Below are 16,528 nucleotides of genomic sequence, written 5' to 3' on the forward strand. Positions count from 1 at the left end.
GAGGGATTACTAGTGGAAAAGGAAATTAAAGTAGGTATTGGCTTTGCAACAGGACGCAAACAATTCAAGCAAGTTTTAAAGACCTATATTCTTAATTGGAGGGAAACTGAATTAACAACCAGCGAAAAGGTGAGTTTAAACCTATTTGTTGCCTACGATTTAAAATACCACAATACAAAGCCTACAGACTATACGAATATCAATTCAGAATTACTAGAATTAGTTGATGGGACTTGCTTTATTGGAAATGAAAAAATGCAGGCAGAAATCGGCCAGTTAATCGAGCAGGGGATTATTAATGAAAGACAGGCAAAGCTTGTTTTCGAGAGAGGATATGCAGGCAAACGCAATATTATTCAATATATGGCTTTAAAGGAAGGCATTGATTATCTGATTTTCCTTGATGACGATGAATATCCTTTAGCTGTGAGCACGCGCGGAACAGCCGTATGGAGTGGTCAGCAAGGACTACGTACCCACCTTGAACATATTCAGTATGCCGATATTACGAACGGCCATCACTGTGGGTATATTTCTCCTATTCCATATCTCGAATTTAATGATATTTTACAGGAGTCCGATTTTCAGATCTTCATTCAAGCCATCAGTAACGATATTGTCAACTGGGATACGATTAAATCGGTGATGGCAAACGGCGGTGTTACATATGCAGACACGAGGGTGCTCGTAAATGGTCAGGCCGAAGAGGTGGAGGAAGTCAACCATTCTAAATTTATCTCCGGCTCTAATCTTTGTATAAATTTAACAGATTCTGATCGTGTCAATGCTTTTTACAATCCTCCGAACGCTCGTGGGGAAGATACCTTTTTAGCAACCTGCCTTCATGATCGTAAAGTGTTGCGTGTGCCGTGCTATACTTTCCACGACGGTTTCTCAATGTACAAGAACTTGCTTGATGGAGTGCTGCCACCGAAATTAGACTCCATTAAAGCGAACTGTGAAGAGGTTATCCAACGTTTTTACAAGGCGTGTATCGGCTGGATCCGCTATAAACCACTTTGGTTATATATTACGGATCCCAAAAGTTATGAGGAAAGAATTCAGGAGATGCGTGAACAGCTGGCCGCCACTCTGCCAAAAATCTGTGAGTATTTTGACAGAAATGATTTCATGAAGATAGCTACCGAACTGGAAAACTATCACCGCAATGTGAAAAAGCATTATACCGATTTTATAGACACACAGCAGGCCTGGGAAAATATTAGCAATGCGTTCAGCAGTGAAGCACCGCAGCATTTGCTAAAGATTGAAACGGGTACCTGATTGAATGTTTAACTTTTCATCCCTGTGATCGCAAAGACCATTTCACAGGGATGATTACATTTATCCTATAGGATAAATGTTTGGTTTACAGTATCGTGGCGGCCATAAAAGGCGGACCGCGGTAATGCCTGTGAATCAAATAGGGACGAACGGACCTTTGCAGGAAAAAGTACAATAATGACTAAGGCTAAATTCAATTTAACATCCAGAAAAAATTTTTATAGAAAAGGGAGTTCATTATGTTATTAAATCTTCTTGTGATTTTTATACTTCAACTGGTCTATGTCCCGATTATGACACTACGGACGATCTTTTTAGTAAAAAACATGAGTATAGCAGCTTCATTACTCGGTATAGTAGAAACTTTAATCTCGATCTTTAGCTTATCCATCATATTTTCCGGTAATCAAAGCATCACTGAAAAGATGGTTTATGCTGTTGGCTTTGGTGTGGGGCTTTATCTTGGAACACGCATTGAAAATAAATTAGCAATTGGATACACTACGCTATATGTTAATTTAATGAACAAAAATGAAGAGTTAATTGAAGCGTTAAGAAATAAAGGACTAGGAGTGACCATCTTTGAAGGGAACGGCCGTGATAGCAAAAGGTACCAATTAGAAATATTGACAAAGCGGAATGTTGAAACGAAAGTCATGAATTTTATTGAACAATATGACAATAAGGCTTTCATCGTTTCATATGAACCACGAAGGTTTAAAGGCGGTTTCCTAGTGAAGGCCATGAAAAAGAATATGAAAAACACTCAAACACACATGGGGAAATAAACTTACTGCCAGCCACGGATATCCCTCTTAAAATGATGGATAGTCATACAAACATACTTCCCGCCGTAGCCCCGGCAGGCCGCTCATTGCATTGGGGGTACTTACAGGAGCAGAATAATTCAGCATCTTTACTTGCTGCGCCCACGTAGAAGATACCCATATCATTACGGGATACCGGCAGCGGTTTGCTGTAATCCCGCACTGTATCCATCAAACCTTCCCTTAGTCCACCATACTCATTTTTAACCTCCTCAACAAACTAAATTTACAAATCTAAGAAATTATTAACAATGGCTTGATTGGAGCGTATTATAAGAAGTATGTAAATAAAGATATTAGTTTGCCTACAACTCTTATTATTGAGCAAGAACATGAAGTCAATAAAGATGGACTAGTATATGTACATGTAAAAGCAGAAGAGCAACTAGACAACTTTATCTCAGGTATGGCTGTTTTTCTGAAGAATATGGAGAGTGAAATAGAATAATTCTAAATATGGGGACAATCAAGATCAGCCTGTTGTGAAGGATATTCCAATGGATATGACAGAACTAATTGCCAATTATATACATAAAATAAATACGGTCCAAGCGACAGTGAACCACAATTGGAAAGTTATTTGGAAAAAGGATCTAGCCATGCTTGGGGATTCGTATAGCACATCTAAGTAAGATGAATGGCAAAAAAACAATCTATTGGCTCTTTTTGCCCATTCTAATTGTAATTTCATAAACATATCTCTTGAAAATTAACAAGACCTATGGCAAAGTTAATAGATATTGAAGCATTAAACGAATTGAATAATGAAACATGTGGGGGGACCAGTGTTGCTGGTTGAGACCGTATCCAATAGATACATACCCTTGGAACCTGATCTGGTTAAAACCAGCGTAGGGAACATATTTAAACAGGACTCATTTGTTATGATATGCACCCTAGGGATAAACCTATGGTGCTTTTTTGCGTAGCGCGGTTCCTATTAAACGTTTACATATTTTCCACCTTGTTTCTTCGTTTGCTGCTTTGTAATGACATGTTCAAGGGGGAAATGTAATGAAGAAATGGTTAGTCTTACTTAGTGTGATGCTTATTCTTGCTGCTTGTGGGAATAGTCAGGACAATGGTTCGAAGGAAAATAATCAGGAGAAATTAAAGAAAGTTACTCTTGTTTTAGATTGGACGCCGAATACGAATCATACTGGTTTGTATGTTGCAAAGGAAAAGGGGTATTTTGAAGAAGAGGGGCTGGATGTTGAGATTATAATGCCAGGTGAGGCGGGAGCTGACCAGCTTGTCGCAGCGGGCAAAGCAGAGTTCGGAATTGGCTACCAGGAATCTTTGACAGAAGCGCGTGTACAAGGTGTGCCATTGGTCTCGATTGCTGCCATTATTCAGCATAACACGTCTGGATTTGCTTCCCCAGTTGATAAGAAAATTACCTCACCGAAAGATTACGAAGGAAAGACGTATGGTGGTTGGGGAGCACCTGTAGAAAAAGCTGTCCTATCTTCTTTGATGAAGCAGGAAAATGGAGATGTGGAAAAAATCGATATTGTGAATATGGGAGATACGGATTTTTTCACAGCGGTTAAACGAGATATTGATTTTGCTTGGATTTATTATGGATGGACAGGTATAGAAGCTGAGCTGCGTGGGGAGAAATTGAATATGCAATATTTGACCGATTATACGGAAAAGCTAGATTACTATACGCCTGTTCTCACAACTAATGAAGATTTAATAAAAGAAGATCCAGATACTGTTCGTTCTTTTGTAGCAGCAGTTTCCGAGGGCTATCATTATACGATTGAACATCCAGAAGAAGCGGCCGACCTTTTAATTAAGGCAGTTCCTGATTTAGACCCAGAATTGGTAAAGGCAAGCCAAAAGTGGTTATCACCGAAATATCAAGACGACGCTTCAAAATGGGGTGTTCAAGATCAAAAGGTTTGGGAAAACTATGCGAGCTGGATGTTTGAGAACGGTTTGCTTGAAAGTGAATTAGACGCAAAAAAGGCATTCACCAATGAATTTTTACCGAAATAAGGAGGAAAGCAACATGAGCGACTCATTAGTAAGCATTCAAATTATCCCGAAAACAAAAAATGGGGAAGATGTGATTCCTTATGTAGATGAAGCAATAGCGATTATTCATGACTCTGGAATTAAATATGAAGTTCATCCACTTGAAACGACCATGGAAGGGAATTTGACAGAAATCTTTTCAATTATCGAGAAAATGAATCAACGGATGATTGAGATTGGCAGTCGTAATGTGATTTCTCAAGTGAAAATTCTTTATCAACCAAGCGGTGCATCTATGGATAAATTGACAGAGAAATATCGCCCATGAAGATTTGGTATAAAGGATGGAGACCAGCTCTGGTCCTCATCCTTTTATTCATCGTATGGGAAGTTTCTTGTCGGCTTTTTGAAATACCAAAATGGCTCCTGCCTTCCCCCTCGCAGATATGGTTAGAAGGAGCTGCTGGATGGCCGAATTATCATCACCATCTAACATCGACGATCGGACTTACAATCTTGGGGTTTTTAATTGGAGCAAGTGTGGGCATTGCAGTTGCTGTTGGTCTACACCTTATTCCGAAGCTTAGAGAAGCCATTTATCCGATCATCATTCTCTCACAAAACATTCCAATCATTGTGTTGGCTCCACTCCTTGTTATTTGGTTCGGGTTTGGTATATTACCTAAAGTCATTGTCATTACGCTCGTTTGTTTTTTTCCGATCACAGTGGCTGCTTTGGATGGGTTTAGACAAACGAGTTCAGAGCTGATGCATTACATGAAAATGGCTGGGGCAACAAAGAAACAAATCTTTTGGAAGCTGGAATGGCCTTATGCGCTACCATCCATCTTCTCAGGCTTGAAAATCTCCGCTACATACAGTGTAATGGGAGCAGTTATTTCTGAATGGCTTGGGGCAAAAGAAGGGATAGGTGTTTATATGACCTTAGCTTCGTCATCCTTTCGAACGGACCGTGTCTTTGTTGCGATCTTTTTGATTATGATTTTGAGTTTGGTATTCTTTGCCCTTATTGTATCGATGGAACGAATGATCGTGAAGTGGAAGCCGAAAGGAGATGGCAAGAGACGTGACTAAACTTTTAATTGAGAACATATCGAAATCCTTTGGTGAAAATCAAGTACTGGATCAGTTGTCTCTTCGTGTAGAAGAAGCGGAGTTCGTCTCCATATTAGGTCCTTCTGGAAGTGGAAAAAGCACCTTATTTCAATTAATTGGTGGATTGTTTGCACCAGACTTTGGAGAAATTAGGCTTGATGGCAAACGTATTAATGGCGAAACCGGTTCGATTAGTTACACGCCTCAAAGTCCATCGCTGTTGCCATGGCGAACGGTCCTCGGCAATATCCTGCTTGGTGGAGAAATTGTTGGGGAGACAGACCAGGCACTTGCATTAAAGATGATTGATAAAGCGGGTCTAAAAGGATACGAGAATGCCTATCCATATGAACTGTCTGGAGGGATGAAGCAAAGAGTGGCGTTTATTCGCAGCCTGCTAAGTCCGCAATCACTTATTTGTTTAGATGAGCCTTTTTCAGCACTCGATGAATTCACACGTCTGGAAATGCAAAATTGGCTCTTATCTGTTTGGGAAGAAGATAAACGGGCCATTTTGCTTGTTACCCATAATATTGAAGAAGCTCTTTATTTATCTGATCGGGTTATTGTGTTATCAGAAAAGCCTACCCAAGTGAAAAAGGAGTTTATCGTCCCGTTTCCGAGACCAAGACAAGCATCGATTTTGCTAAGCGAAGAATTTTTATCGTGGAAAAAGAAGATATACAATGAATTGCGGGTGATTATGTGAGGCAGTCTATAATCGACTCTCATATTCATTTTGATCAATATTCAGAAAGTACCCGGTCTATCATTTTAAAAGACTTGCAAGCATACAAAGTAGAGGCACTTATTTCTGTATCAACGAATCTCGCTTCTTCTCAAAAAAATTTAGCTTTAGCAGAGATGGATAAACGACTAAAGCCTGCTTTCGGCTTTCATCCAGAACAAGAGCTACCGAGTGATTCGGAAGTGAGTCAATTATGTTCATTCTTGAATAAACACCAACATCAAATGGTTGCTATTGGTGAAGTGGGCTTACCCTATTACTTGCGGTTCGAGCATCCAAAAATACAGATTGAGCCTTATATTGAACTATTGGAAATTTTTATAAAAAAGGCTTCAGAGCTGAATAAACCAATTATTCTTCATGCGGTATACGACGACGCTCCTTTGGTCTGTGACCTTTTAGAAAAACACTCGGTAACAAAGGCACATTTCCATTGGTTCAAAGGGGACGAAAAAACAGTTCAGCGCATGATTCAAAATGGGTATTATATTTCAGTCACCCCAGATTGCTTGTATGAAACGGAGATTCAGCAATTGATTAAAGACTATCCGTTAGTAAATTTGATGGTGGAAACGGATGGACCATGGCCGTTCGAAGGACCATTCCAAGATACGGTGACTTATCCTAAAATGATTCATGGAAGTGTACAAAAAATAGCAGAAATAAAGAACATTCAGGTAGAGAGGGTATACGAAGAATTGTATAAAAGTACGACAAAATTTTATGGGCTGTAAATCATTTTGACTAGTTAACGAGAAACGGAGTTCCTAACCCAAAATATTTCTTTTATTAGTTTGCAATCGTTGCCAAATCCTGTTATTATTAAGAGGAATTATTTTTGTTCGGTACTGTAGGAATCTAAAAGTGAGAACTTTTTGACTCGATTGTCACTTTGAGCAAGGATAGTAATATAATGTGTGATGAACGCACTAGGAGGCAACAACAATGGAACAAGGTAAAGTAAAATGGTTTAACGCAGAAAAAGGTTTTGGATTCATCGAACGCGAAAACGGAGACGATGTATTCGTACATTTCTCAGCTATTCAAAGCGAAGGTTTCAAATCTCTTGACGAAGGTCAAGAAGTGACTTTTGAAGTTGAACAAGGTCAACGTGGACCACAAGCTTCTAACGTACAAAAAGCATAATTGATACATGCAAAAGGCAGACTCTACTTTGGAGTCTGTCTTTCTTTCGTTTGATTTAGAGTTAATCTTGTTACATAAACAAAATAAATAAAAAATCCCACTCAGTAAACAAGTGGGATAACAACAGTAACAAGTAAGGTAAAATACATAAAAGGTTTTTCCAAGTATAACATAGCTATTTTAGAAAAGCCTAGTTCAACTATTTATCCCGCATTAACAGAGCGGAGGTATTAGCGGCACTAGAACGGGACTAACAATCAGTGAGGGCCCACGGATTGAATTTTCACTTTATCTCGATATAATAGATTTGGACTTACTACTTTTAATAGCTATAATATAAAAAAAGGTAATTGGACAAGAAGTTCTGCATATAATTAGGATGGTATGTGAACTCTTGATTTAAATAGTAATAATTACGATTTGCAAGTTTCAAAAAATAGAGTATAATTGAGAAAAATGGGCTTATGAAAACTCGAGGTAGCTAATGATGAATGAGATTCTAATGGAATTTTTACTACGGGATATTGTTTCGCATTTACCGGATGAAAAGCGTGAGATTTATCAATATATAGTAAATGAAGAAGATCAATTGGCACAGCAAGCGGATACTGCCGACCATCTTCTGCAGTTGTTTGTGAAATATGCACCACATCGAACTGCAGCCAAACACTTTCACTTGGAATATGGTGAAATGATTAAGTTTATGCATGACATTGAAGGAGAAATAAGTGAGAAGTTGGAAGAAAGATGTGCAAAAGTGAAATGGATCGACATGACGGACAAAATTAAACATCCCAACTCTTCAAAAAATCCTGTGCTTACTTATTTACTAATCACTTGAATTACACAAAAATAAAGGTTATTTCACAAGGTTTAACCTGTTGAGATAGCTTTTTTTTGCATGATCACAACCGGGAAATGGGGTCTGACCCCGCCATGAAGGTACGAGACCCCTTGGTATAAGCGGGTTGATGGCTAGTGGGTGAAGCTGGGAAATAGGGTCTGACCCCCAAGGAGTATCAATCTTCCTGTGAGTCCCATTAGGTAATTTCGTTAATTTTTGATACAATGGAGAGTAGCATTTTGTTTTTTGGAGGTATATATATGGGAAAATTAAATAGAAATGCACCGTGTGAATGTGGCAGTGGGAAAAAGTACAAGAAATGCTGTGGCAGAAAAGTGGATGAAAATCCAATTGCTGTTCATTATGAAGAAGCAACGCTATTACAGAAGGCGTTAATGGATTTTACAGAAAAGAATTATAAAGCTGAAATCAATCAGCTTTTGCTTGATTATCCACTTCCGGCAAATGTAAGTGAAGAAGTTCAAGAAATTTATCAATTTAATGTGAATATATGGGGTACTTTCACGCAGCCGGTTGTGAACGGCGATACAATCTTTGATACATTTATGAAGCAAGAAGGGTCTCATATTGTAAGAGAGAAAACGAGAGAGATCGTAGAGTCTTGGAAAGGCACGGCTCCTGTATTGTTTTCAATTAAGGAATTAACGAGTGAAACAATAACTCTAAAAGATATCGTGACGAAACAAGCTATCTCGCTTCCATATACGCCATATGCAAGTCAGGAATTAGGAATTGGAGAAATCATTCTTGGGTATTTAGTTAATATGGGAACGAGAAGTGATTTCTTTGGTCAGTTTATTAGCTTTGAGCCAAAATTTACAGACAACATTTTAACAACTATAAATCAACAATTAGAAGAGTACAAGCAAGCGGGTGGAAAAGCAGAAGAATTCATGGCTCGGAATTTCTTGCAAATTTTCCATAGTCTCGCGGCTATTACAGAAGGTATTGAATTACCAAAAACCGAAACAAATGAGCGAGTATGGTACAATGAGAAAGAAAAAGAAACGGCAGAAATGGTGAAACAAGGAATGCATGAAGAGGGTTATCCGCAGTCACTAATAGAAAGTGTTCAAGCGTTGTGGAACACCTATTGTACGGAACATTCTCCATCTATTCGAAAACCAGAAGCATTTGCTGCAGCACTGGAGTATTCAGTGAAACTGCTCTCAAAAGGGGAGTTCAGTCCTTCTCAGACTAAGCTTGCTAAGAAATACGGGGTAGGCGCTTCTACTTTATCGAATCGATATAAAGAAATGGAAGCATCAGTTGGAGAAAAAATAGAAATATAAACAAATAGGCTACCATTTTGGTAGCCTATTTGAATAATAGTGCATGTTCAAAAAGGAGGAGAGTTTTTTGAGTGAAATATCTATAAAGAATCCCTGTCCGTGTGGAAGTGAGAAAATATATAAAAATTGCTGCGGAAAGAATGTAATTGAGTTTCCGACGATTTCGATTAGTGAAGAAGCAGCAATGTTTCAAAAGGAATTATTAAAATATACTTTTGAAAGATATGAGCATGATATTCTAGATCTTGCGTTTCAATATCCGTTATTCAATTTTATGGATGTAAAAGAGGAGCCGATTCTTGTAGAAACGCATGACACCTATATGCAACACATGCGCACATGGGCAGTATTTAACCTGCCGATTGCTAAAGGACAGACGATTTTTGAAGAATTTTATCGAAAAAAATCCTCTGAAATAGTAAGGAAGAAAACGAAAAATTTGATTCTCTCATGGCGTGGAGCGACACCAAAACTATATCTGTTAAAGTCTATCCATTCGGATAGGGTTGTGATAGAAGACATACTTAGTAGGATTGAGTATGAACTACCGCTTGAGTATGAAACAGAAATGGTAGAGGAAAATAGTTTACTATTTGGAATGCTATTAGATAGGGGTACTGGCATGTACTTCTTGGGAGAACCTATAAGTTTCCCTGATGCTGGGACGGAAAAGTTAGTGCAGGAATTTCAGGATGAATTGGAAGAGCATCTTGAAGATGACGGAGGGTATGAAGACTTCTACCAAATTGATTTTCCGTACCTTCTTGAAAGGCTACTCCTGAGGATGATGGGGGATATTGACCTGCCAGATATCACGCAGTTTGAATGGAGCTCAGAAAAAGAGTTACAAGTAGCGATTCTTATTCAAGAACATATGAGAGAAGATGATTGCCCAATAGATATGATTATGACCGCCATTGTAATTTGGAAGTCGTATTGTGAGAAAGGGTTCCCTTCTATACGTAAACCAGAGGTATACGCTGCATCCATTGACTACTTGGTCCAATCTGCTTTACTAGATATTTTAGCACCGTCACAAAAGGAAATTGCTGATAAATATGATATAAGTTTGGCAACTATTTCTAAGGTGTACAAAAAAATTGGCGATATCCTCTATGAAGAATTGGAGAGTATTGGGGTCATTAGATAAGATCGATGAATTCTTTTCGGTTGTATGATGGTGAAGTACTCATCCTTCCTTGTATCAAAAAGCTTGCCTGAATTGTTCAGTTACTTCGGTGATCTTGCCAAGGAATAGGTAGGAATATACGAACTATAAGTGAGTGTTCAAAAAGGATAAAAAGAGCCTATAAGTTCTGCGAGCGATCGTTACAAACCTTTCGCGTATGGAGTAATACGTGAGGACCAGACTTGCAGGATGTGCTGGCTTCTGTGTTGCTCGTCATGACGTGCGCGATTTTAGCAGAAGGTCATTCATGAGCTTTGATGTAACTCGCAAGCTTTTTTACCGTAAAAAAAACGGTTTGCCAAACGAACATTCATATGGTAAAATTTCCATAACTTAAATGAAACGGAGGGGTTTACGGTGAAGTTTATCAGACTACGTTCAACACTTTGTGCCGCTAACTGAATAGTGCTCAAAAAACTCTGTCTGTGTGCAGGGTGAACGGGATAAGTCTGCCTAATTACCATAACCCTATAATAAAACCATGAGGGAGGGCTGGATGAACGCTCTCTTTTTTTGTATAAAGGACATGGGGACGGGGCTTCGCGACTTTCTACTATAGACAATCTACTTTGCAGATATACGTACTTTATTGAAGTACTTCAAAATCCGGCTCCGCACCGCCACCATGATTAGGCGAGTGTAGTGTGCTACAGGATGTATTCTTCATCGTAGATGGTGTGGCGTTAATGCCATATTCATTTGTCTATACTAAAGAGATGTCCTTTACGTCACCTTTTTCGTTTACTCAAACACAGGCGATAGGTCTGTGTTTTTTTAGCATATTCAAACTACGGTGCAGTAAAGATATTAACAAAACTTAAGGGGGAATATGCAAATGGAAGAATTGCAACAAAAAGCAGTATTAGTTGGAGTAAATATTAATAATCATCGGGATTTTGCCTACTCGATGGAAGAGCTTGCAAATTTAGCGGAGGCCTGTGGTGTAGAGGTCGTTGGTGAAATGAATCAAAATTTACAAAGAGTGAATTCATCTCATTATATTGGCAGTGGTAAGGTAGACGAAGTAAAAACTCTTGTAGAATATAGTGATGGAAATCTGGTTATTTTTAATGATGAACTATCTCCATCTCAAATTCGTAACTTAGAACGAGATTTAGACTGTAAGGTGATTGATCGTACGATATTAATTCTTGATATTTTTGCAGATCGGGCTAAGACGAGAGAGGCACAGTTACAAGTGGAAGTGGCGGAACTACAATATATGTTGCCGCGCTTGATTGGTCTCAGGGAGTCGCTAGGGCGTCAAAGTGGTGGTGTCGGTACAAAGAACAGAGGGGTTGGGGAGAAAAAGCTTGAGCTTGACCGTCGAAGAATCGAAGAGAAGATTCATGTATTGAATAAAGAACTAGAAACGCTTGTTGCTCACAGGAAAACACAGCGGAAGCAGAGAAAGAAGAATGCAATCCCTGTTGTTTCACTTGTTGGGTATACAAATGCTGGAAAGTCAACGATTATGAATGCTCTTGTCGAGAAATTTCATGCATCTACGGAGAAGCAGGTTTTTGAAAAGGATATGCTGTTTGCGACATTAGAGACATCTGTTCGAAATATCCCGCTTCCGGACAATAAAGAATTTCTGTTAACGGATACAGTTGGTTTTGTTTCAAAGCTGCCACATCATCTTGTAAAAGCATTCCGATCAACGCTTGAAGAAGTGGCAGAAGCTGATTTGCTCATTCATGTTGTCGATTTTTCCAATGCGAATTATGAACAGCTTATTGAAATTACAACTGAAACACTTAAAGCAATTGGAATTGAAAATATCCCAACCGTTTATGCGTATAATAAGGCAGATTTAACAGAAATGGAGATTCCACAAGTTCATACTGATTCTGTTTATTTGTCAGCAAAACAGAGAATTGGCGTGGCTGAATTGGTTGAAAAGATTCGTGAAAACATCTTCACAGATTATATTCGCTGTGAACTGCTAATCCCGTATGATCAAGGTCAGATTATTTCTTATTTTAACGAACATGCGCAAATCCTTGAAACGGAATATGAAGAAGATGGCACGAAAATCAAGGTCGAGTGTAAACATAGTGATTATGAAAAATACCGAACGTTCGTGTGGGAAGAATCGTGAAAGCAAGTAGGTTTTGTGGGTTTATTTGCTCTAACTATGAGATTAAAGGCTGGAAGGAATTCCGTCGGGGCGGAGGATTTCATAATAGAGTGGTCATAAAGAAGCGATAGGTAAGATGGGGAATGCAAAATAAAACGGGTTAGCTCCAACGCTAACCCGTTTTATTTTGCATTTATTTTTTTGATGAGCATTCTGTACACGTAACCACGTAGGATTCTGCTTGTTCATCAATATGATGACCGCAATCTGGACATTGTTTCGGTGGTAAGTTTCTGAAGAATTCCATAGGTTTATTTGTTTGCATGTGTAGTTCCTCCCTTTTTGTAATACAGATTATAATTATTGCTTATTGTTATAATACAGTATACGCCCATTTGTTATAAATGTATAGGTAACTATCAGAAAAATGTAATAATTTTTAATGTTAATATTTCCCGTTTGTTGTGGCGATGTTCGTCCCAGTTTTCAAGAATAAAAAGAAACAAGACAATAGGTCTGGAATTTCAAAACATTATGACATTTATCACCTCAGTTTCATGATGTTTTCCACTAATCGCCAGTGAGTTCTTTTCATAGTATAGATGTATCGGAGGTGGAGAGATGATTACATTTGAACATGTGATGAAATCTTTTAAAGAACATAAAGCGGTGGATGATGTTTCATTTTCAATTCGGGCGGGGGAAATGGTGACAATCCTTGGTCCGAATGGGGCTGGAAAGACGACAACGCTCTCAATGTTACTTGGCTTAATAGAGCCAACAGAGGGGACTGTTCAATTATTCGGTCAACATCCTAAAGATCGATCAGTTCGGGAACGCATCGGCGCCATGCTTCAGGATGTTAGTGTAATGGACGGTTTAACTGGGATAGAATTGATTCGTTTGTTTAGAAGTTATTATAAAAATCCGCTATCACTTGAACAGTTGATCGAGGTCACAGGAATGAGTAGCAAAGACCTGAAAAAACGAACAGAAAAGCTTTCGGGAGGTCAAAAACGGCGGTTAAGCTTTGCTCTAGCCATTGCCGGAAATCCAGATGTGCTTTTTTTGGATGAACCAACTGTCGGATTGGATGTTACAGCAAGGCGATCGTTCTGGGAAACGATCAGAAAACTTAATGACCAGGGAAAAACAATCATTTTTACAACTCATTATTTGCAAGAAGCGGAAGATGTTGCTGATCGGATTATTCTCATTCATAAAGGTAAAGTAGTTGCCGATGGAAATCCGTTGGAGATGAGAGCGAGATTCACGAAAAAGACCGTTTCGCTTGATGATAATCAAACATTAAATATTGATGAATTAAGACAAATCGCAAATGTATCCAATATATTTAAAGAAAGTAATCGCATTTTTATAGAAACGACTGACTCGGATGCTGTACTTACCGCTCTTTATAAAAACAAGGTAAAGATGAGTGGGATTCAAATTGAGCAAGGACGTTTAGAAACAGTGTTTGAACATTTAACAGCAGACAATGAGGAGGTTTTGCTGAAATGATATGGATGCAATGTAAGGCAGAATCATTAAGAATTATTCGAAATCCGTACTATCTTTTTTGGTCATTGTTTATGCCGGTACTCTTTTATTTTATCTATACAAATGTATTTAAAGTGAATGATACTACAGTTTGGAAAGCACATTTTTTAATGTCAATGGCAACATTTAGTGTGATGGGATCCTCCATTATGACGATGGGAATCAGGTTGGTTCAAGAGAGGGCCGAAGGGTGGGCAAAGTTTATGAGAATCACTCCACTCCCTTATAGTATCTATTTCTTTTCAAAAATAGTAGGTCAATCGGCTGTTCATATATTATCGATTGTTGTGATTTTTGCGGCTGGAATCCTCATAAATGGCGTAACCATGTCTGTCGGACAATGGATGATGAGTGGGGTATGGATTCTTCTTGGTTCTTTACCGTTTTTAGGCATAGGTGCATTGATAGGGACGATGAAACGAGTCGATACAGCTTCTGGCGTAAGTAATGTCATTTATTTAGCATTGGCTTTTATGGGCGGAATGTGGATGCCAATTGAAATTTTGCCGAAAACCCTTCAATCTATTTCTCATGGGCTACCTTCGTATTATTACGGAAGTGGAGCATGGGAGATTATTGGCGGGGAGTCTCCTTCTTTGCTTTCAATTATGATTCTACTTGGGTACCTTTTCCTATTTGTGGTATTATCAGGGTATATAAGAAGGAAACAGGAAGCGATATAGAGTCAGGAGTGAAGGAATGAAGAATTTTCAGCTCTTCCCTAAACGATATGGGTACTTACCTTATGTGTTTTTAATTTATGGCATTTTACCACTGGGTTATATCCTAACAGAGTCAAGTATGAAACAGTTGATTGGTTTTCTCATGTGGGCCTTATTCCTTGTCTCTTATCGGCAACTGTATAGTACAGACAACTGGCATGTTTTCCATCGCTGGCTAGCCATTCAGTTGATTATTATTTTTACATTAAGTCTGGCCTATAATCTTAACTGTCTATTTATGGGTTTTTTTGCAGCCAATTTTATTAGTTGGTATAAGGATCGGAAAGTATTTAAATGGGCGATGATTGCTTTTTGCATTACCCTTCTTGTACCATGGGCTTTTTACTTACCGTCTTTGTCTATCATGTCTATTTTTTATTTAACTCCATTTATCATCGTTATGGTCACAACCCCTTTTGGGATGCGTTCCATGTATGAACGGATGGATTTGGAACGTAAGCTTGATGAAGCAAATGAACGGATTAAGGAACTTGTTAAAAGGGAAGAGCGAATGAGGATTGCGCGTGATCTTCATGATACGTTAGGTCATACTCTTTCTTTGTTGACGTTAAAAAGCCAATTAGTCGCCAAACTAGCGAATAAGCAACCAAACCGTGCTAGAGAAGAAGCGATTGAAATGGAGAGGATATCGCGTTCTGCTCTTCATCAAGTAAGAGAACTTGTGGCAGATATGCGGGCAATTACGGTAGCAGAAGAAGTAATTGAAGTGGAAGAGATTTTATCTGTTGCAGAAATTAAGTTAATCGTTGAGGGAGATACGAAATTAGCGGATGTTCCTTTCCTTACTCAGAACATCCTGAGTATGTGTATCCGTGAAGCTATAACGAATGTGGTCAAACATAGCGGGGCTTCAATATGCACCATTACAATTGAACAAATAGAAGGGAAAATTGCCATTGTTGTAGAAGACAATGGCAAAGGAATAGGATCGAATTGTCAGAATGGAAGTGGTCTAAAAGGCATGCAAGAAAGGCTTTCGCTATTAGATGGAACCCTTTCGCTGTCTGAGAACATGGGGACAATTTTATGTATCGAAGTACCTCAAATCTTAAAACAGCATGGGGAGGAGGTTGCTTTATGATTCGGGTGTTACTTGCTGAAGATCAAGGAATGTTGCTCGGAGCATTGGGATCTCTATTAGATATGGAGGATGATATTGAAGTTGTAGGCCAAGCGATTAATGGGAAGGATGCGCTCAATCTTATCGACCAATTGAAACCTGATGTTTGCTTACTTGATATTGAAATGCCCATCAAAACAGGCCTTCAAGTAGCGGAGGAGCTTCGACAAAAGAAATCAGATGTAAAAATTGTCATCCTTACCACTTTTGCAAGACCAGGATATTTTGAGCGAGCGGTAAAGGCAAATGTTCATGGTTATCTATTAAAAGACGGATCAGTCGATGAATTAGCCCAGTCCATACGAAACGTTATAAAGGGAAAGCGTCAATTTGCACCTGAACTAATTTTTGGAAGTATCGGAGAAGATAATCCACTTACTGAACGCGAAAAGGAAATATTAAAATTAGTTGCTGTTGGAAAGACGGCTAAGGAAATATCAGGAGTGCTCTATTTGTCTACTGGAACCGTTCGGAATTATATCTCGGAAATACTTAATAAACTACAAGTCAAAAATCGAATTGAAGCCATTACTATTGCGGAACAAAAAGGGTGGATGTAAGGAAAATGG

19 protein-coding genes and 1 riboswitch are annotated in these 16,528 nt (G+C 38.7%); of the genes, 18 read left to right on the forward strand and 1 reads right to left on the reverse strand.

Annotated elements, in window-relative coordinates; all coding sequences use genetic code 11:
• Positions 1 to 12 precede the first annotated feature (12 nt).
• The 14 genes from AC1MGI_RS06080 (at position 13) to hflX (ending at position 12,557) form a co-directional block, all read left to right on the forward strand.
• Positions 13 to 1,284 carry a hypothetical protein gene (locus AC1MGI_RS06080; RefSeq protein ID WP_480348921.1) on the forward strand — a complete coding sequence of 424 codons (1,272 nt, stop codon included), beginning with the start codon at positions 13 to 15 and terminating at the stop codon, positions 1,282 to 1,284.
• A gap of 239 nt (positions 1,285 to 1,523) precedes the next feature.
• The gene (locus AC1MGI_RS06085) at positions 1,524 to 2,072 is read left to right on the forward strand and encodes a DUF2179 domain-containing protein (RefSeq protein ID WP_480348922.1); all 549 of its coding nucleotides are present in this window, start codon (positions 1,524 to 1,526) and stop codon (positions 2,070 to 2,072) included.
• Positions 2,073 to 2,412: 340 nt separating this feature from the next.
• The gene (locus tag AC1MGI_RS06090; protein WP_480348923.1) at positions 2,413 to 2,559 is read left to right on the forward strand and encodes a hypothetical protein; all 147 of its coding nucleotides are present in this window, start codon (positions 2,413 to 2,415) and stop codon (positions 2,557 to 2,559) included.
• A gap of 49 nt (positions 2,560 to 2,608) precedes the next feature.
• Complete coding sequence (locus AC1MGI_RS06095) at positions 2,609 to 2,743, forward strand: hypothetical protein (RefSeq protein WP_480348924.1); 135 nt, start codon at positions 2,609 to 2,611, stop codon at positions 2,741 to 2,743.
• A 133-nt stretch (positions 2,744 to 2,876) separates the two neighbouring features.
• A riboswitch (TPP riboswitch) is annotated at positions 2,877 to 2,986 on the forward strand.
• Between the two features lie 139 nt (positions 2,987 to 3,125).
• Positions 3,126 to 4,118 (forward strand): ABC transporter substrate-binding protein, encoded by a 993-nt coding sequence (locus tag AC1MGI_RS06100; RefSeq protein ID WP_480348925.1) that lies wholly within the window; start codon positions 3,126 to 3,128, stop codon positions 4,116 to 4,118.
• Positions 4,119 to 4,131: 13 nt separating this feature from the next.
• Positions 4,132 to 4,425, forward strand: coding sequence for a thiamine-binding protein (locus tag AC1MGI_RS06105; RefSeq protein WP_062186957.1), 294 nt, complete (start codon positions 4,132 to 4,134; stop codon positions 4,423 to 4,425).
• A complete protein-coding gene (locus tag AC1MGI_RS06110; protein ID WP_403077271.1) occupies positions 4,422 to 5,192 on the forward strand; it encodes an ABC transporter permease in 771 nt (256 codons plus the stop codon). Before AC1MGI_RS06105 ends, AC1MGI_RS06110 begins: the two co-directional genes overlap by 4 nt.
• Positions 5,185 to 5,922 carry an ABC transporter ATP-binding protein gene (locus AC1MGI_RS06115; RefSeq protein WP_403077268.1) on the forward strand — a complete coding sequence of 246 codons (738 nt, stop codon included), beginning with the start codon at positions 5,185 to 5,187 and terminating at the stop codon, positions 5,920 to 5,922. Before AC1MGI_RS06110 ends, AC1MGI_RS06115 begins: the two co-directional genes overlap by 8 nt.
• Entirely contained in the window at positions 5,919 to 6,695 is a 777-nt protein-coding gene (locus AC1MGI_RS06120; RefSeq protein WP_480348926.1) for a TatD family hydrolase, read from the forward strand. The genes AC1MGI_RS06115 and AC1MGI_RS06120 overlap by 4 nt, the downstream gene beginning before the upstream one ends.
• Positions 6,696 to 6,906: 211 nt before the next feature.
• Positions 6,907 to 7,107 (forward strand): cold-shock protein, encoded by a 201-nt coding sequence (locus tag AC1MGI_RS06125; protein ID WP_034304915.1) that lies wholly within the window; start codon positions 6,907 to 6,909, stop codon positions 7,105 to 7,107.
• A 484-nt stretch (positions 7,108 to 7,591) separates the two neighbouring features.
• The gene (locus tag AC1MGI_RS06130; RefSeq protein WP_172796912.1) at positions 7,592 to 7,948 is read left to right on the forward strand and encodes a hypothetical protein; all 357 of its coding nucleotides are present in this window, start codon (positions 7,592 to 7,594) and stop codon (positions 7,946 to 7,948) included.
• Between the two features lie 263 nt (positions 7,949 to 8,211).
• Complete coding sequence (locus AC1MGI_RS06135) at positions 8,212 to 9,264, forward strand: SEC-C metal-binding domain-containing protein (protein ID WP_480348927.1); 1,053 nt, start codon at positions 8,212 to 8,214, stop codon at positions 9,262 to 9,264.
• Positions 9,265 to 9,331: 67 nt separating this feature from the next.
• Entirely contained in the window at positions 9,332 to 10,414 is a 1,083-nt protein-coding gene (locus AC1MGI_RS06140; protein WP_480348928.1) for an SEC-C metal-binding domain-containing protein, read from the forward strand.
• A gap of 874 nt (positions 10,415 to 11,288) precedes the next feature.
• The gene (hflX, locus tag AC1MGI_RS06145; protein ID WP_480348929.1) at positions 11,289 to 12,557 is read left to right on the forward strand and encodes a GTPase HflX; all 1,269 of its coding nucleotides are present in this window, start codon (positions 11,289 to 11,291) and stop codon (positions 12,555 to 12,557) included.
• A gap of 172 nt (positions 12,558 to 12,729) precedes the next feature.
• Here hflX and yhfH read toward each other — a convergent pair whose 3' ends face one another.
• Entirely contained in the window at positions 12,730 to 12,861 is a 132-nt protein-coding gene (gene yhfH, locus AC1MGI_RS06150) for a protein YhfH (RefSeq protein WP_082675249.1), read from the reverse strand.
• 296 nt (positions 12,862 to 13,157) lie between these two features.
• Between yhfH and AC1MGI_RS06155 the strand changes: the two genes are divergently transcribed.
• From AC1MGI_RS06155 to AC1MGI_RS06170, 4 genes are read left to right on the forward strand one after another with little or no spacing between them, the layout of a single operon-like run.
• Positions 13,158 to 14,057 (forward strand): ABC transporter ATP-binding protein, encoded by a 900-nt coding sequence (locus AC1MGI_RS06155; RefSeq protein WP_480348930.1) that lies wholly within the window; start codon positions 13,158 to 13,160, stop codon positions 14,055 to 14,057.
• The gene (locus AC1MGI_RS06160; protein ID WP_480348931.1) at positions 14,054 to 14,779 is read left to right on the forward strand and encodes an ABC transporter permease; all 726 of its coding nucleotides are present in this window, start codon (positions 14,054 to 14,056) and stop codon (positions 14,777 to 14,779) included. The genes AC1MGI_RS06155 and AC1MGI_RS06160 overlap by 4 nt, the downstream gene beginning before the upstream one ends.
• Before the next feature lie 16 nt (positions 14,780 to 14,795).
• Positions 14,796 to 15,920, forward strand: coding sequence for a sensor histidine kinase (locus AC1MGI_RS06165; RefSeq protein WP_480348932.1), 1,125 nt, complete (start codon positions 14,796 to 14,798; stop codon positions 15,918 to 15,920).
• Complete coding sequence (locus AC1MGI_RS06170; protein WP_480348933.1) at positions 15,917 to 16,519, forward strand: response regulator transcription factor; 603 nt, start codon at positions 15,917 to 15,919, stop codon at positions 16,517 to 16,519. Before AC1MGI_RS06165 ends, AC1MGI_RS06170 begins: the two co-directional genes overlap by 4 nt.
• Positions 16,520 to 16,528 lie beyond the last annotated feature (9 nt).

The sequence above is a fragment of the Peribacillus sp. BM1 genome, assembly GCF_056679975.1.